At 62.6% G+C, this 14,518-nt stretch carries 15 protein-coding genes and 1 pseudogene; 15 read left to right on the forward strand and 1 reads right to left on the reverse strand.

Translation table 11 applies throughout. The annotated features are described in order from the left end of the window. The first annotated feature begins 69 nt into the window (after positions 1 to 69). The 14 genes and pseudogenes from ACFOJE_RS01670 (at position 70) to ACFOJE_RS01735 (ending at position 12,243) form a co-directional block, all read left to right on the forward strand. Positions 70 to 552, forward strand: a complete 483-nt coding sequence (locus ACFOJE_RS01670; RefSeq protein WP_377812490.1) for a hypothetical protein — start codon at positions 70 to 72, stop codon at positions 550 to 552. A gap of 60 nt (positions 553 to 612) precedes the next feature. Next, complete coding sequence (locus ACFOJE_RS01675) at positions 613 to 972, forward strand: hypothetical protein (RefSeq protein WP_377812491.1); 360 nt, start codon at positions 613 to 615, stop codon at positions 970 to 972. Between the two features lie 56 nt (positions 973 to 1,028). Continuing rightward, on the forward strand, positions 1,029 to 1,190 hold the full coding sequence (locus ACFOJE_RS01680; RefSeq protein WP_377812492.1) for a hypothetical protein: 162 nt from the start codon (positions 1,029 to 1,031) through the stop codon (positions 1,188 to 1,190). Positions 1,191 to 1,267: 77 nt separating this feature from the next. Beyond that, positions 1,268 to 1,774, forward strand: a complete 507-nt coding sequence (locus ACFOJE_RS01685) for a DUF2628 domain-containing protein (protein ID WP_377812493.1) — start codon at positions 1,268 to 1,270, stop codon at positions 1,772 to 1,774. 81 nt (positions 1,775 to 1,855) lie between these two features. After that, a complete protein-coding gene (locus ACFOJE_RS01690) occupies positions 1,856 to 6,550 on the forward strand; it encodes a phage tail length tape measure family protein (RefSeq protein ID WP_377812494.1) in 4,695 nt (1,564 codons plus the stop codon). Then, complete coding sequence (locus ACFOJE_RS01695; protein WP_377812495.1) at positions 6,550 to 7,440, forward strand: hypothetical protein; 891 nt, start codon at positions 6,550 to 6,552, stop codon at positions 7,438 to 7,440. The genes ACFOJE_RS01690 and ACFOJE_RS01695 overlap by 1 nt, the downstream gene beginning before the upstream one ends. Then, on the forward strand, positions 7,437 to 8,741 hold the full coding sequence (locus tag ACFOJE_RS01700; RefSeq protein ID WP_377812496.1) for a hypothetical protein: 1,305 nt from the start codon (positions 7,437 to 7,439) through the stop codon (positions 8,739 to 8,741). Before ACFOJE_RS01695 ends, ACFOJE_RS01700 begins: the two co-directional genes overlap by 4 nt. A gap of 2 nt (positions 8,742 to 8,743) precedes the next feature. Further along, positions 8,744 to 8,929 carry a hypothetical protein gene (locus tag ACFOJE_RS01705; protein ID WP_377812497.1) on the forward strand — a complete coding sequence of 62 codons (186 nt, stop codon included), beginning with the start codon at positions 8,744 to 8,746 and terminating at the stop codon, positions 8,927 to 8,929. 99 nt (positions 8,930 to 9,028) lie between these two features. Beyond that, positions 9,029 to 9,574 carry a glycoside hydrolase family 19 protein gene (locus tag ACFOJE_RS01710; RefSeq protein WP_377812498.1) on the forward strand — a complete coding sequence of 182 codons (546 nt, stop codon included), beginning with the start codon at positions 9,029 to 9,031 and terminating at the stop codon, positions 9,572 to 9,574. Then, positions 9,571 to 9,942 (forward strand): DUF6527 family protein, encoded by a 372-nt coding sequence (locus ACFOJE_RS01715; protein WP_377812499.1) that lies wholly within the window; start codon positions 9,571 to 9,573, stop codon positions 9,940 to 9,942. The genes ACFOJE_RS01710 and ACFOJE_RS01715 overlap by 4 nt, the downstream gene beginning before the upstream one ends. After that, positions 9,939 to 10,424 (forward strand): hypothetical protein, encoded by a 486-nt coding sequence (locus tag ACFOJE_RS01720; protein ID WP_377812500.1) that lies wholly within the window; start codon positions 9,939 to 9,941, stop codon positions 10,422 to 10,424. Before ACFOJE_RS01715 ends, ACFOJE_RS01720 begins: the two co-directional genes overlap by 4 nt. Continuing rightward, a pseudogene (locus ACFOJE_RS01725) lies at positions 10,348 to 10,545 on the forward strand (hypothetical protein); the annotation flags it as partial. The gene ACFOJE_RS01720 and the pseudogene ACFOJE_RS01725, both read left to right, overlap by 77 nt. 169 nt (positions 10,546 to 10,714) lie before the next feature. Next, positions 10,715 to 11,176, forward strand: coding sequence for a hypothetical protein (locus ACFOJE_RS01730; protein WP_377812501.1), 462 nt, complete (start codon positions 10,715 to 10,717; stop codon positions 11,174 to 11,176). After that, positions 11,173 to 12,243, forward strand: coding sequence for a hypothetical protein (locus ACFOJE_RS01735; RefSeq protein WP_377812502.1), 1,071 nt, complete (start codon positions 11,173 to 11,175; stop codon positions 12,241 to 12,243). The genes ACFOJE_RS01730 and ACFOJE_RS01735 overlap by 4 nt, the downstream gene beginning before the upstream one ends. Before the next feature lie 166 nt (positions 12,244 to 12,409). Here ACFOJE_RS01735 and ACFOJE_RS01740 read toward each other — a convergent pair whose 3' ends face one another. Then, positions 12,410 to 12,652: an excalibur calcium-binding domain-containing protein gene (locus ACFOJE_RS01740; protein ID WP_377812503.1), complete on the reverse strand. Its 243-nt coding sequence runs from the start codon at positions 12,650 to 12,652 to the stop codon at positions 12,410 to 12,412. A gap of 369 nt (positions 12,653 to 13,021) precedes the next feature. Between ACFOJE_RS01740 and ACFOJE_RS01745 the strand changes: the two genes are divergently transcribed. After that, positions 13,022 to 14,020, forward strand: a complete 999-nt coding sequence (locus ACFOJE_RS01745; RefSeq protein WP_377812504.1) for a hypothetical protein — start codon at positions 13,022 to 13,024, stop codon at positions 14,018 to 14,020. Positions 14,021 to 14,518: the final 498 nt, after the last annotated feature.

A 14,518-nucleotide genomic window follows, 5' to 3' on the forward strand; every position in this document is an offset into this window, starting at 1 on the left:
CCAGGCCCGCCCCGTGCGGGCCTTTTCGTTCCTGCCGCGCCCGCGGCATCACTCCATAGGAGATAACCCATGTCCGTCATGACCGGTGCCGGCACTCGCGTATTCATCGGCAGCAAACTCACCGCCGCCCTGAGCGGCGTCGACGCCACCGACCTGGCTGCCATGAAGGCGGCCGGTATCACCTACACCGAAATTGGCGAGCTGGTCAGCGTCGGCGACTACGGCGACTCGGTGAGCGACGTGTCCTACACCGCTCTGGCCAAGTCCCGCGTTACCCACCTGAAGGGCGTGTCCGATGGCGGCACCACCGACCTGACCATCGCTTTCGATGCAGGCGATGCGGGGCAAGATGCTCTGATCGCCGCCAGCCGGGACCGCGCCGGCTTTTACTACCTGTACCCGATCAAGATCCAGTACGTCGATGGTCTCACCGACTACCTCGCCGTGACCGTCCAGGGCGTGCGCAAGCAGCCCGGCTCCGGCAACGACGTCGTCCAGCGCGTGGTTACCGTGGCCGCCAACAGCCCGGTCCTGGAAGACCCGGGTGTCTGATCCACTTTTCTATGGCCCGTTCTTGGCGGGCCTTCTCCCTTCTGAATCGAGGAACCTCCCATGACCACCAAGACCCTGCACGGCACCACTACCGTCACCGTTGGCGACGACGTCTTCACCCTGACCCCGACCCTCGCCGCCGTGCGCGCTATCGAGCTGCGCTATGGCGGCCTGCTGAAAGCAGGCCAGGCCTGCGACGCCATGTCCGTCGATGCCGTCGCCCATGTCATTGCCGCCGGCGCCGGCCTCACCGGCAAGGCCGCCGAAGCTCTGCCCGAGGCCGTTTTCCAGGCCGGTGTGGTGCGTGTGTATAACCAGATCCGTTCCTACCTGATGGTCTTGTTCAACCCGCGGGCGATCGAAGAGGGCGCCGAGGGAAACGCGGAACCGGCCGCGAAGACGGCCGAGAAAGCGCAGTAAGGGATGGTAGCTACGTCGACTACCTGTTCGGCGTAGCCACCGGCCTGCTGGGCTGGATGCCCGAGGTAGCCTGGCGCACGCCGATCCCTGAGCTGCTGATCGCCATGGATGCCAAGATCGAATGGTCGCTGGCGTTCCACCCGTTCGGCGGAGGGAAGAAGAAAGAGCCGGAGAGGCAGACGCCGCAGGAGATGCGCAAGGCGTTGCGGGCGAAGTGAGGTCATCGACCCAGCCATGTGCTGGGTCTTGGTGCTGGCGTTTTGGTATATTCGCGGAATTCGCATAAGGAGCTGCTATGTCGCGAGCATTCAAAAACCCGGTAAATGGTCATGTGGAAACCACAGGCTCGCTAGGTCCTATAGCAGTTCTGCTACTCGGTCCGATTTATCTATTGTTCCGTGGGTTATGGGCGCATGCCATGGTGTGGCTGGTAATCGCGATCGGCCTCGGTGTAGCTACTGGGCCGGGTGCCCTGTTGGCAGTAATTATTCTTAGCATCATCTATGCGTTCGCGATCAATGGAATTCTGGCGAATAACTATCTGCGCAATGGATGGCTTGAAGTTAAGGCTCCATTCAATGGTTCTGCTGCTGAAACTGTATCCGTCGCGCCTACCCCTGCGGAGAATGATCCATCCGAGATAGCCTGGACTATTGCGATGGACGAGTATGAATCCGGCAAGAAGTCTACCGGCCTTTGGGCAAAGTGCTTTGCCAGGGCCGGAGGTGACGAGCAAAAGGCCAAGGCGGCCTATCTCGAAGCTCGCGCACGCGAGCTATCGGCAGGAAGTACGCCGCTATAAGAATCCCCAAGAGCCCGCCTAGTGCGGGCTTTTCATTCAACCAACCCGCTTCGGCGGGTTTTTTATTGCCCGGAGAACCGCATGGCCGAACAAGACGTCCAGGGGATGCTGATCCGTATCGAGGCTACCGCGGCCCAGCTGATCAGCGAGCTAGGGCGTGCCGATAGGGCCGTGGCCTCGACCAGCCAGAAGATCGACAAGAACCTGTCGGTCATCGATCAGGCCTTCGGTCGGGTCGACTCGACCATCTCCAGTGCCGTCGATAAGGCGCTGGGCGACCTGAACGTCAGTGTCGCCGCCGCCTATGCCCATCTGGACCGGCTGGAGGAGGGGCTGACGGGCACCTCGCAGTCCGCAGCCCGGATCGCTCCCGGCCTGAATGCCTCGACCGCCGCCATGGGCAAGGCCGGCATCAGCGCCGGACAGTACGCCCAGGCCATGCGCCTGCTGCCGATGCAGCTGTCAGACGTGGTCAGCAGCCTGGCCAGCGGGATGCCGGTCTGGCAGGTGGCGATCCAGCAGGGCGGGCAGGTGCGCGACGCCTTCGGCGGGCTCGGCAATGCCGCGCGCGGGGTGGCTTCCGCCGTCGGGCCGGTAGCCGGTACCCTCGGTGCCGTTGCGGCTGCCGCTGCCGTACTGCTTTCCGCTCACGAGCAGGGCGCGGCCGAGGCCCGGGCCTATGAGCAGGCGCTGATCCTCACCGGCAATGCTGCCGGTACCAGCGCCGATGCTCTGGCCGGTATGGCCATCGCCCTGGATCAGGCCGGCTCCACCCAGCACGCCGCCGCGGCGGCGCTGGCCGAGCTCGCCGGCAGCGGCCGGTTCGCCGAGAACCAGCTCGGCGCCATCGCCGAGGCGGCGCTGGCCATGGAGGAGGCCACCGGCACGGCGGTGGCCGACACGGTCAAGGCGTTTTCCGCGCTGGCCGACGCCCCGGCCGCGGCCAGCGCCAAGCTGAATGAGCAGTACCACTACCTGACCGAGGCGGTTTACCGGCAGATCCGCGCGCTGGAAGAGCAGGGGCGCACGAGCGAGGCGGCCAAGCTGGCGACCGATACCTATGCCGCGGCCCTGACGGAGCGGGCCGGGCAGATCGACGAGCACTTGGGTGCCCTGCAGCGGGCTTGGCGGGGAATCACCGGCGCCGCCGGCGAAGCCTGGGACGCCATGCTCGGCCTGGGCCGCGAGAAGACCCTCGAGCAGCAGATCGGCCAGTTGGAAGGGCGGCTGGATAACCTGCGCCACAACCCGTTCACCGGCAGCTTCCTGGACTTCGGCCCCAGCGAAGAGGAACTGAACAACGCCCTGCTCGGCCTGCGCATCCAGCAGCAGGGACAGGCCTTGATCGCCGAATCGGCCGCGGAAGAGGTCCGGCTGAACCAGGAGCGCATCGCTGCCGACCAGCGCGAGCAAAAGGCCCAGGAGTCGCTGAACCAGGCCTATGTGGCCCGGCTGGTCAGCCTGAAACAGTCCGCCGCGCTTCAGGGCCAGAACTCGGAGGAGGCCCGCGTCCGCTACGAGACCGAGCGGGGGGAACTGGCCCGGCTCGGCGAGGCGCAGAAGCAGGCGCTAATCGGGGAAGCCCGCGCCATAGATGCCAAGCGGGCAGCCGAGCAGGCTGCGAAGGACCAGGCAGAGGCCAGTAAAAAGGCGGCTGAGGCGCAGAAGCGGGAGGCCGCCTCATTCCAGCAACTGCTGGACACTTTGCTCCCGGCCGACGCCGCTAGCCGCCGATACGGCGAGACCCTCGCCGCACTGGACAAGGGCCTGATTGCGGGCACCCTGTCGCTCGATACCTACCAGTCCGCCGTCGAAGCGGCCTGGCAGGCGCTGAACAAGGCCGATTGGGACAAGCAAAACCAACAGGTCAAGGAGGCCAACGACCAGTTCAAGTCGCTGCGCGATCGTCTCGATCCGGCGACGGTGGCCGCCGAGCAGTACGCCAAGGGGCAGGATATCCTCAATCAGAGGCTGGCCGACGGGAAGCTCTCCGCCGAGGAATACGCCCGCCTGCTGGGCCTGCTCGATCAGGAGTACCAGCAGAATGCGGCCTCCAGCAGCGAGTGGGCCCGCTTCACCGAGCGCCAGCTCGACCGCGTGGACCAGGCGTTCTCCGATGCCTGGCTCAACATCGGCCACGGCTTCGACAGCTTCGCCAGCAGCCTGAAGCGCGCCTTCGAACAGATGCTGGCCGAGTTGGCTCACATGGCCATTACCCGGCCGATCATGCTGCAGATCGGCTCGGCGCTGGGCATCGGCGGGCTGACCGGGAGCGCGATGGGTACCGGCCTCTGGGGCTCTCTCAGCGGCGGCAGCGGCGTGCTGGGCTCGCTCGGCGGCCTGTACTCCGCCTATAAGGCCGGATCGGGCATCCTGGGTGGCATTACGAGCGCCGGGAAGTACCTTGGCTCCGGCGCATCCGGAGTGCTCGGCAGTCTGGATTCCGGTCTCGGCCAGGTCGTCGGCAAGCTGCTGTACGGCGGGGCCAGCACCTACGCGCCGGCCAGCTTCCAGCTACAGAGCGCGCTCAGTCGGATGGGGGCCTCGGCGAGCAGTTTCGCTGCGCAGCTCGGCATCAGCGAGCAGGCCTTGGCCAAGTTCGGCGCGGCGCTGGGCGTCGTCGGCGACGTGGCCTCGGTGGCCGGGGCGGCCTACAACGTCTATGGCGGCTTCAAGGAGGGCATCGGCAACGGCCTCACCACCCTGGCCGGCGCCGCCATCGGAGCGTTCTTCGGCGGACCGGTCGGCTCGGCTATCGGCAGCACCATCGGCAAGTTCGTCGGCGGGGCGCTGTTCGGCACCTGGAAGATCAAGGACTACGGCCTCGCCCTGGGAGTCAACAACGGCGATCTGAACCCGCAGAGCTACGTCTACAAGAAGAAGTCGGGCCTGCTCAGCCACAAGAAGAAGACCACCTACGACCCGCTCGGCGGCGACCTCGCCCAGCAGATGCAGGACACCTTCGCCTCGACCGAGGACAGCGTCGCCGCCTTGTTCGAGCAGCTCGGCTACGCCATCGACCAGGGCACCTTCGACGGCCTGCAGATCGCCCGCTCGAAGATCAGCACCAAGGGCAAGACGCAGGACGAGATCAGCAAGGCCATCGGCGATTGGTTCACCCAGGCCGGGGAGAGCATCAACAGCTACCTGAACGCCACCCTGGGCACCGGGTTGAGCTACGACATCGCCGGCATGACGACGTTCGTCAACGACCTGTACGCGGTCAACGGCCTGCTCGACCACCTGAACGTCGGCCTGTTCTCTACCAACGTGGCTGGCGGCAAGCTGGTCGAGCAGCTACTCGGGCTGACCGGCGGGCTGGATTCGCTGACCAGTTCGGTGTCGACCTACTACGACCAATTCTTCTCCGACGCCGAGAAACAGGCCAACACCCTGGAGGACGTGACCCAGGCCTTCGCCGACGCCAACCAGACCCTACCGGCTACCCGCGCCGAGTACCGGGCGATGGTCGAGAGCATCGACCTGACCACCGAGGCCGGCCGCAGTATGTTCGCCACGCTGATGAACCTGGCGGGGCAGGCCGACAGCTACTACGACATCGTCGAGCAGCGGGCGCAGGCGGTTCAGGCCGCCACGTCCGGTGCCGCGGTCTCGGCGGCCAAGGGCGCACTGTCCACACTGTCCAGCGCCATCGGCGCCGAGCAGCAGCGCCTGAGCGATGCCTACAATGCCCAGGTCGCCTCGATCAACGATAGGGTCGGCACGGCCAACAGCGCGGTGAGCAGTCTGACGGCGGTCGGCAGCAGCCTGGATGTGGCGCTGAAGCAGCTGGCCGGCTCGTCCGAGCAGGCTACGGCCCTCCTGCACGAGCAGGCGGTGGCCACGCTGCGCTCGGCGCTGGCCTTTGCCCAGGCCGGCGGCTCCCTGGCCGGTTTCGCCGGACTGCAGGCCGCCCTCGACTCGGCCGGTAACATCGACTCGGGCCGCTACTCGACGTTGGCGGACCTGCAGCGGGAGCAGGGCCGCACCGCCGGCCTGATCGCCCAGTTGCAGGGCGTCAACGGCGCCCAGCTGACGACCGAGGAGGGCATCGTCGCCAACCTGCAGGCGCAGCTCGACCAGGCCAAGGCCGACTACGACCTGCAAGCGGCGGGCCTCGACGCGCAACTGAGCGCGGCCCAGGCGCAGCTCGATGCGTTGCTCGGTATCGACAGCGGCGTGAAGAGCGTGGCGGACGCACTGAGCCTGTTCGTCGGGGCGATGCAGCAGGCCCAGGCGCTGCAGGACGCGAACGCCAGCATCACCAGCGTGATCGGTCCGGACGGCGTGAAGCATCAGGTCGCCAGCAATGGAACGATCCTCGACCCGAACGGCGCCTCCATGGGCCTCAAGGTGGTCGGCGATCAGGTGGTCGGTACCCAGAGCTGGAACCAGGACTGGCGGTTCAATCTCGGCCAGGACGGCCAGATGAGCTGGGCGGCTGGCCAGCAGGCCAACCTGCAGGCTTGGGCGAAGTCGATGGGCATCCCCGGTTTCGCCACCGGCGGTGACTTCGGCGGCGGCCTGCGGCTGGTCGGCGAGCACGGTCCGGAGCTGGAGGTGACCGGCCCGAGCCGGATCTTCAATGCCCGGCAGACCGCCGACCTACTGTCCGGCGGTGGCGCCTCGGCCGAGGAGCTGCGCGGCCTACGCGCCGACCTGGCGCAGGTGTTCGACGCCCTGCGCGCCATCGCCAAACACACCATGCAAACGGCGAAACGCGCCGAGTTCCTGGAGCGCTGGGACTACGACGGCATGCCGACAGTGAGAGCCTAATGCAGATCATCAAACCCATCGACATCACCGAGGCGGTGCTGGTCGCCAGCAACGTGCCCGAGGACGACTACCCGCTCTGGAGCCCGGCGACCGCCTACCTGGTCGGCGACCGCTGCCTGCGGGGCCGCCGGATCTACGAGGCGCTGCTTGCGCACAGCGGCGTGGACCCGGGCGGAGTGGCCACCAACCCGGCCACCTGGCTGGATCTGGGGATGGACAACCGCTGGCGGATGTTCGACGACCAGGTCGGCTCGCTCACCCGGCAGGCGGGCGCCATCGCCGTCGCCCTGCAACCGGGGACGGTGATCAACGCCCTGGCCCTGTTCAACCTGCAGGGCCGGACGGTGACGGTGGCGATGACCGACCCGAACGAGGGCGAGGTCTACCGGCGCACGCTGTCGCTGGTCGATGCCGGCGTGAGCGACTGGTACGCCTGGTGCTTCGCGCCGATCGGCCGGCGCCGCGACGTCGTGCTGCTGGACCTGCCGGCCTACGGCACCGCCCAACTGAGCGTGACCGTCGACAACGCTGGCGACCCGGCGGCCTGCGGCCATCTGGTCACCGGCACCCAGGCCGACCTCGGCGTGGCGCTGTACGGCACCAGCGTCGGCATCACCGACTACTCGCGCAAGGACACCGACGAGTTCGGCAACGCCCTCGTCGTCGAGCGCGCCTACAGCAAGCGCGCCGAGTTCGACCTGCGCCTCGATACCGCCCGGGTGGGCGCCATCCAGCGCCTGCTGGCCTCGATCCGCGCCCGCCCGGTGGTCTGGATCGGTGAGCCGAGCTACGAGGCGACCGTGCTGTTCGGCTTCTTCAAGGACTTCACCCTCTCGATCTCCGGCCCGTCGCTCTCCGACGGGACCCTTACCGTGGAAGGACTGGTATGACCCTACCCGCGATCACGCCGCTGCCCCCGGCACCGGCGCGCAGCGACGCGCCCAACGACTTCTCGGCCAAGGCCGATGCCTTCGCCGCCGCCCTGCCCGGGCTGGTGGAGGACATCAACGAGGCCGCCGGCTTCATCGACCAGCGCGCCGCCGACGCCCAGCAGAGCGCGCAGGCGGCGCTCAACGCCGTGGCGGTGGCCGGCAGCGCCGAAGGCCTTCCCGCCCTGGCCGGCAACGCCGGCAAGGTCCTGCGCATCAACGCCCAGGAGAACGCCGTGTTCTGGGACACGGCCGCGCCGCCGGCCAGCAGCGGAACGCCCGGGCTCATCGCGCTGGCCACGCTGGCGGAGGCCAATGCCGGCACGGACCCGGCCAAGGCCATCGTCTCCGCCGTGCTAGCGGCGGTGCTGGCCGGCTATGCCCGGCTCGACTCGCCGACCTTCAGCGGCACGCCGAAGGTGCCGACCCCGGCGGCCGGCGACGACAGCCTGCGGGCCGCCAACACGGCCTTCGTGCAGGCCACCCTCCGGGCGGCGATCGCCGCCCTGGTGAACCAGTCGCCGGCCGCGCTGGACACGCTCAACGAGCTGGCCGCGGCGCTGGGCAACGATCCGAACTTCGCCACCACGGTGCTCAATGCCCTGGCTGGTAAGCAGCCGCTTTCGGGCAACCTGACCGCTCTGGCGGGGCTGGCCGGGGCGGCTAACCAGCTGGGCTACTTCACGGCGGCAGGCGCGATGGCGCTGACAGCCTTCACGGCGTTTGCGCGGACCCTCGCCGGGGCGGCGGATGCCCTGGCGGCGCGCACGACGCTGGGCGCCTGCGGCATCGCCGGGCCAGTGAGCCAGACGCTATCGGGGACGGCTGTGGACTTCACTGCCATTCCGAGTTGGGCGAAGCGGCTGCGGGTCGGTCTCAACGGCGCCAGCCTCAACGCGGCCACGGCCATCATGGCCCAGCTGGGCACCTCTGCGGGGGTGGCCACCAGCGGGTATGGGGGGACGGTATTCGCGGTGGATAACGGGGGCGCCGGGGTTGGCGCCCTGAGCGTCGGCATAGACCTAGACTGGTTGAACAACCTAAGCGCGGCATGGACTTATAGCGGTGTTTTGGATTTCGAGCACATGGGGGGCAACGTCTGGGCGTTCAAAAGCACGATGTCCCCGACCAACGGAACTAGGCAGGCCAGCACGTCCGGCGCCGTGGCATTGCCGGGGGGCCTCACCACGCTGCGCCTCACGTCCCATAACGGCACCGCATCGTTCGATGCTGGTACGGCCAGTCTCACCTATGAGGGGTAACCATGTTCCGCGTCGAATACAACCTTGAAACCGGCGAGCGCCGGGAGATCGAGCAGGCCGTTTACCGAAGCCTCGCCGACCCGACCGTGGTCGTCGTGCTCGATGCGACGGAGGCGGCGCCGGCAGGGATGGAGGCCTTCGATCCGGCCGCCGTGGACCCCACGGCCAGCGACACGGCCCCGGCCTGACCAGAGCGTTCCAGCCTTCTCTCAGGAACCCGCCCCGGCGGGTGTTTTTTTGCCCGAAACCCGGCCCCGCGCCGGGTTTGGTGTTTTTGGAGAGTACCCATGCCCATCACCGAGCAGCAGCTGCTGCAGATCATGCCCAACGCCGGCCCTCGTGCCGGCGTTTTTGTACCGGTCCTCAACGCGGCCATGAAGCGCTGGCAGATCACTACGCCCCGGCGGATTGCCGCCTTCCTGGCACAAATCGGCCATGAGTCGAGCCAGCTGCGCAACACCCGGGAACTCTGGGGGCCGACGCCGGCCCAGGCGCGCTACGACCTGCGCACCGACCTCGGCAACACGCCACAAGCGGACGGCGACGGCCAGCGTTACCGGGGCCGCGGCCTGATCCAGATCACCGGGCGGGCCAACTACGCGGCGGTGAGCATCGCCCTGTTCGGCGACGACCGCCTGCTCCGACAGCCCGAGCTGCTCGAGCAGCCGGAGTGGGCGGCGGAGTCCGCCGGCTGGTTCTGGTGGGTGAAGGAGCTGAACGGCCTCGCCGACCAGGGCCGGTTCGCGGACATCACCCGCCGGATCAACGGCGGGCTGAACGGGCAGAAGGAGCGGCTGGCCCTGTGGTCGCGGGCCACGGAGGTGCTGGCATGAGCGAGTTCAAGTCATTGTCGCCCATCTTGGTGACTGCCGAAGAGGGGAGTCTGTGGTTTGAATGCCCCGGCTGCGGCGCGCCGCACCGGGTCATGCATGGGCCTGGATCGGGGCCTCGCTGGAAATGGAATGGCAGTGCAGAGAAGCCAACCTTCACGCCATCAATCTTGGTTCAGTGGGATCAATGGGAGCCGCCGGTAACCACGGAAGAGATCCGCGAGAAGATTGCCAGCGGGGAAATCGTACAAACCCCGGTCAAGAAGGTGTGTCACTCATTCGTCACCGATGGCCGTATCCAGTTCCTGAGCGACTGCACTCATGCATTGGCTGGGAAAACCGTTGACCTGCCTGATTGGGAGGCAGCATGAGCCTCACCGACCTAATCCCCGTGCAATACCGCTTGCTGGCCGCCGGTGGCATCGCCCTGGTCCTGCTGCTGGCCGGCGCCGGCATCGTCTGGTGGGGGCTGTCTCCGCGCATTGGTCTGCAGTCCGCCCGGGGCGATCGCGCCGAACAGGCGCTCGCCGACTCGCAGCAGCTGGTCGAGCTACAAGCCAACGTGCTGGCCGAGCAGCAGAAACAGATCGGCCAGGTCACCGCCTTGGACCAGCGCATGCGCGCGCTCGAACAAACCGTCACCCGTAATGCCCAGGCGCAGAGCCGCGCCATCGAGGAGCTGAAACGCCATGATCAAGCCGTCGCCGACTATCTCGCTGCTGCTGTACCTGCTGCTCTCGGCGGGCTGTACGAGCGGCCCGAGACCACCGACCCCGCCGCCTACCACAGCCCGGATCGACTGCCCGCTGACCCCGTGCCGGCTACCAGCACGGCCGGCGCTGAAGACCAATGACGACTGGCGTGCCGCCGTCGATGCGCTGGAGGGGGAGTTGCTGAGTTGTGCCGGGCAGGTGCTGGAGTGCATCGATCGGCAGAGGGTGCGGTCATCTGTCCTTTATGAGCCAATGAAGTGAGGGAGCGGTCGGCTGGTGCGGGAACACATAGCCGGCCATGCGTGGGAAGGCTAGACGTTGGGGGGAGCGGGTGGTGTCAACAGGCTTGCGTTCGTCGCTATGCGTGTTGCATGGTGCGTTTAACGCACCTAAAATCGCGCGTTTTTTTAACTGGACTAGGCTGACGTGCATGGAGTTGACCTACAAGGCTGAGGTAGAAGGAGTTGCCAGCGTGACAGGGTTCCATTGCCCTCCGTTGGTGGCTAAGCCGGTTTCCCGTGAAGCTTGGCGCTGGATTGCGTACCCGCAAACAGATCAGTGCTTTCTGCCAGTAGCTGTTAGGAACCCCCGTAGATTGCTTGAGGATCCTGAAAAGCAGTGCTCTGCTTGGGGGTTGTCAATGTTCACATCCAAGGAAGCGGCTGAAGCTGTGTTCCTGAAACTCGAAAAAAAAATCCGCAATATCAGAAAAACCATTGGCTCGCATGTTGGAAGGGTTTCTCTTGGCCCCGCGGATGGGTTATGTACTCCGCCTGACAAAGGCGGTCATTTTGATCTTCATCCAATCGCCAAGAGTTTTGTTGCTCTTGATGTTGTCGAGTTACCAAAGCAAGCCGCTAAGCTTTCGCCTGTTCAGGGGAAGAAGAAATGAGCTATCCAAGGATTGATGGCAAAAAGATGGCTGCCGGCGAGTTTAAGCATACTTGGAACGCCGACCTTGTGTACTTCGATGGTCCGCTAGTCAGCCTTTATAAGGCAGAAGATGGTTCGGACCTGCTGTATGTCTGGCTTGATTGCACAGGGAAAAGTAATCGCTGGTGCATGTTTCCTGTAACGCGCGCAAACCTTTGGAACTATCTTGAAAAAGAAAAATCTCTGCGCGAAGTTTTTGAAGCTTCAAAGTGGGTGGTTGTTTTTCAGACTGGATCGAGTCTTAAAAGATCTGGCCTGATAAAAACAACATGGTCGGATTTGCCAGAAAATTATCTCCCGGATAATGACTCTTATCTAGATGATGATGTTGCAACTAAAGCGGCTGGGAAGCTTGCTGCTGAGATAGCAGAAGAATATCTGCTCGGTCTAGATGGGGAGCTATTTATTGAAGACCTTACGGAGATACCTAAGGTTTATCAGCAGCTATACTCCTTTCATTATGGTTTAGAGCATATTGAGCGGCCGGCGGTAAGAAACTCTATAACAAGGTTGACCCAGAGATGGAGTGGCGGTTTTAATGCGGTGCACCTTTTCTCTGGTCTGCAGGATGTTACTCCGAGCATCCATCGGGCGAAGGTTTGTGAATTAAGGTTTAATTCTCCTGGATTTATTCGTCTTGAATTGCTGGGGAATCTTGCAAGGCAAGTCGAGATTGCAGCTAATAGAGTTGCGGATGAGGATTATTTTTCACAGCTTCAGGATTTTTATACCAGTACATACCGATACTTTAATGATCATGAGTTATCTGGTTTTGATAATGAAAGTGGTGTTGAAAGTAGGCCATTAACTCCTGAGGCTGAAAAGGAGTTGAGAGGGAAGGTTGTGCTTTTCTTCCGGTTGCTCGGTTGGGGTGAGAAGCATGAATGCCTAGATGCGCTCGGTATAAATCCTTTGCAGCAGCTTAGGGTTTTGCTTGCCTACTATCGTAGGTTAAGGAAATTGCGCCCATATCTTGTAAGTGGGAATTTGATACTTGGTCGTTCTCCACTTGTAAATGGGAGTTGAAATGTTATTAGGTAGCCAAGCTGCCTAACACTTAAGGCTCAGCCTCTATGCTGGGCCTTTTGCTTTTATTAGGTTATCAATCAAGTAGGGGAGACAATGGCGTAGTCTTGTCTTCCAACTCACGGTGCGGGCAATCGCGACTCGGGTTATCCGCCCGCTGATCCCATTACCGGCATAAACTCTCACACGGCACCCCATCCCTGTTGCCATCGAGCTTGGTATTTCCGTGCGCCTCAGCGCACGAGGCCAGCTGGCTGCATGCCTTCCGCGCTGAGCGGCTGTAGCCGGCGCTTCCCCCGCTGGCGTTGCCACTGGTAAAGCCTGAACGCGTTCCGCTGAGGCTGCTGCTGGAGCCAGGCCACGCTTGCCGCTGCTCGCGCCTGGCCTTGTGCCACTCCCACGGCGGCATCCGCTCGCTCTCCGGCAGCGCCCACGGTCCCCGACGCGCAGCGAAGGCCTGCTCCTCCAGCGCGAGCAGGCTCCGGTCGCGGTTTTACTGCTGATAGACCCACACCGCGGCCTGGCGCACCAGCTCGGCGTTGACGTTAGTACCACCCCCCCCATGCTGGTGTCGACCCGCTGAATTGCATCGGGTGCTGCCGGTCATTAAAGGCCGGAGTCGACCCATAGCTGTCAGTGGAGACAGGCAACAACCGGCCAAAAGCGGCCGGTCGATCTTATAAATAAATGCGCCCCCTTTTTCGATGATTATTTGCGTGATAGTGGGTTATGGGGTATTGGTTAGGCGCCCGGTAGATCGCCGCAAAAAGGAGAGGTTATGGAGAATCTAACAAAGAATCAACATTTCATCTCTCAGTCCGAGCAGCGCAGTAACTGCATAGACGAGAGCAGACCAAAGGATAAGCAGCGAATCTACAAATTTGAAATTGCCGATCGAGAAAATAGCGTTGTTCGCCTGACTAATACTGAAGGCGTCAAGATAAAGAAGAATCTCTCTTTTGATGATCTTTTTAGCTTTGATGTAAAAAGCTCATCTCTAAGAAAGAATCTAGAGGACTTCTTTCAGAAATTTGAAGAGGACTTAGCCCCAGCCGCTGATCTTCTTATTTCTGAGTCAAAGGTCAATTCTGGCGGCGATGTTTTGAAGGGCGCGGCTGAGCGAGTGTTCAAAGCAAAGTTTATGGGGTGGATAAGAAACCCATATTCTATTGCTCGAACAATTGACATGTATAAAGGACTGGTGGGGGCGTATCCAACTGATCCTCTTTTGCTAGCCGACTTCTCCGACATTCGCACGGGAACAAAGCCTCACCTAGCTGGTGTTTGCGCAGAGTTTGGGGTGACGAGTGATCAGTACTTTCAGTGGCTGGAAATTCTTTTTCTGGCGCTAATGACCCCGCCTGGCGGCACAAAAAGTATTTTGGAATCGTGCGCTGAGAAGATTATTGAGTCAAAGGGTCACATGGGTCATGTGATAGTGGCAACCTTTGATGACGTTGCGGGCTGCCGAGTCGCTATACCTGATACAGGTTACCTTCAAGGAACTCAGGACCCCACTCACAATATGTTTCTTTTTAACTTGAATCGGAGTGCGTTTGCTTCATTCAATGTCGTGGACTTGTCAAAGCAGACCCTTGTAGAGATCTCGCCGCATATGAGGGAGCAAGTAGAGGCGTTCAATATTAAATTCTCGGTACAGCATCATCACAATGATATGAGGCTACTTGAGAGGTTTAACGTGCTTGCCGCGTATCAAGCCCATTCTCATATTTTTTGTGCCGATCCCAATGTCTTCGGAATCACCACTATTCAATGAGTGCTATTGCTTTACGCTGTGAATCCCCCCACCCGGCCGCAATAGGCAAGGACGTGCCAGGGAGGGTTGGTTTGAGCCGATTAGAGGGCTATTCGGTCCAGTGCCGGGTTGCGACCAAGATCACGGCCGATACGCTGTTGCCCACAAACTCAATAGCAGATGCTGCAGGCCATTCATGGGTTAAGCCGGGTAGCTACTCTTTACCTTTGGAGCTTGAAGGCAATATCGCAACCAGACGGCCTCGGCAGCTAGAAGGCTTGCTGCCAGTTCAAGAAAAGGTGACAGATTTATTTATTGGACTGACTGTCCCCCTTCTGGCCGATTTCTGCCGGGTCTAACAGGTCACTTAGGACCAATGAGAGACATGGAGCCCGCGCTTTCCTGTGCTCTCTGCACGGTGATGTTTGCGCTTGGTGTAAAGTTTTTGCGAGGGATTGAGAGTGCTTGGCCGAGCGAGAAGGGTAGGTGTCACGTGTAAAGAGTAAGGAGTGTCAGTAG

The sequence above is a fragment of the Azotobacter bryophylli genome, from assembly GCF_042643485.1.
Taxonomy (GTDB): domain Bacteria; phylum Pseudomonadota; class Gammaproteobacteria; order Pseudomonadales; family Pseudomonadaceae; genus Azotobacter; species Azotobacter bryophylli.

Excerpts from the sequence above, each read along its gene's own strand:
- ACFOJE_RS01670 (WP_377812490.1), top strand. The coding sequence starts at position 70 with ATGTCCGTCATGACCGGTGCCGGCACTCGCGTATTCATCGGCAGCAAA.
- ACFOJE_RS01675 (WP_377812491.1), top strand. The coding sequence starts at position 613 with ATGACCACCAAGACCCTGCACGGCACCACTACCGTCACCGTTGGCGAC.
- ACFOJE_RS01680 (WP_377812492.1), top strand. The coding sequence starts at position 1,029 with ATGCCCGAGGTAGCCTGGCGCACGCCGATCCCTGAGCTGCTGATCGCC.
- ACFOJE_RS01685 (WP_377812493.1), top strand. The coding sequence starts at position 1,268 with ATGTCGCGAGCATTCAAAAACCCGGTAAATGGTCATGTGGAAACCACA.
- ACFOJE_RS01690 (WP_377812494.1), top strand. The coding sequence starts at position 1,856 with ATGGCCGAACAAGACGTCCAGGGGATGCTGATCCGTATCGAGGCTACC.
- ACFOJE_RS01695 (WP_377812495.1), top strand. The coding sequence starts at position 6,550 with ATGCAGATCATCAAACCCATCGACATCACCGAGGCGGTGCTGGTCGCC.
- ACFOJE_RS01700 (WP_377812496.1), top strand. The coding sequence starts at position 7,437 with ATGACCCTACCCGCGATCACGCCGCTGCCCCCGGCACCGGCGCGCAGC.
- ACFOJE_RS01705 (WP_377812497.1), top strand. The coding sequence starts at position 8,744 with ATGTTCCGCGTCGAATACAACCTTGAAACCGGCGAGCGCCGGGAGATC.
- ACFOJE_RS01710 (WP_377812498.1), top strand. The coding sequence starts at position 9,029 with ATGCCCATCACCGAGCAGCAGCTGCTGCAGATCATGCCCAACGCCGGC.
- ACFOJE_RS01715 (WP_377812499.1), top strand. The coding sequence starts at position 9,571 with ATGAGCGAGTTCAAGTCATTGTCGCCCATCTTGGTGACTGCCGAAGAG.
- ACFOJE_RS01720 (WP_377812500.1), top strand. The coding sequence starts at position 9,939 with ATGAGCCTCACCGACCTAATCCCCGTGCAATACCGCTTGCTGGCCGCC.
- ACFOJE_RS01730 (WP_377812501.1), top strand. The coding sequence starts at position 10,715 with ATGGAGTTGACCTACAAGGCTGAGGTAGAAGGAGTTGCCAGCGTGACA.
- ACFOJE_RS01735 (WP_377812502.1), top strand. The coding sequence starts at position 11,173 with ATGAGCTATCCAAGGATTGATGGCAAAAAGATGGCTGCCGGCGAGTTT.
- ACFOJE_RS01740 (WP_377812503.1), bottom strand. The coding sequence starts at position 12,652 with ATGCCGCCGTGGGAGTGGCACAAGGCCAGGCGCGAGCAGCGGCAAGCG.
- ACFOJE_RS01745 (WP_377812504.1), top strand. The coding sequence starts at position 13,022 with ATGGAGAATCTAACAAAGAATCAACATTTCATCTCTCAGTCCGAGCAG.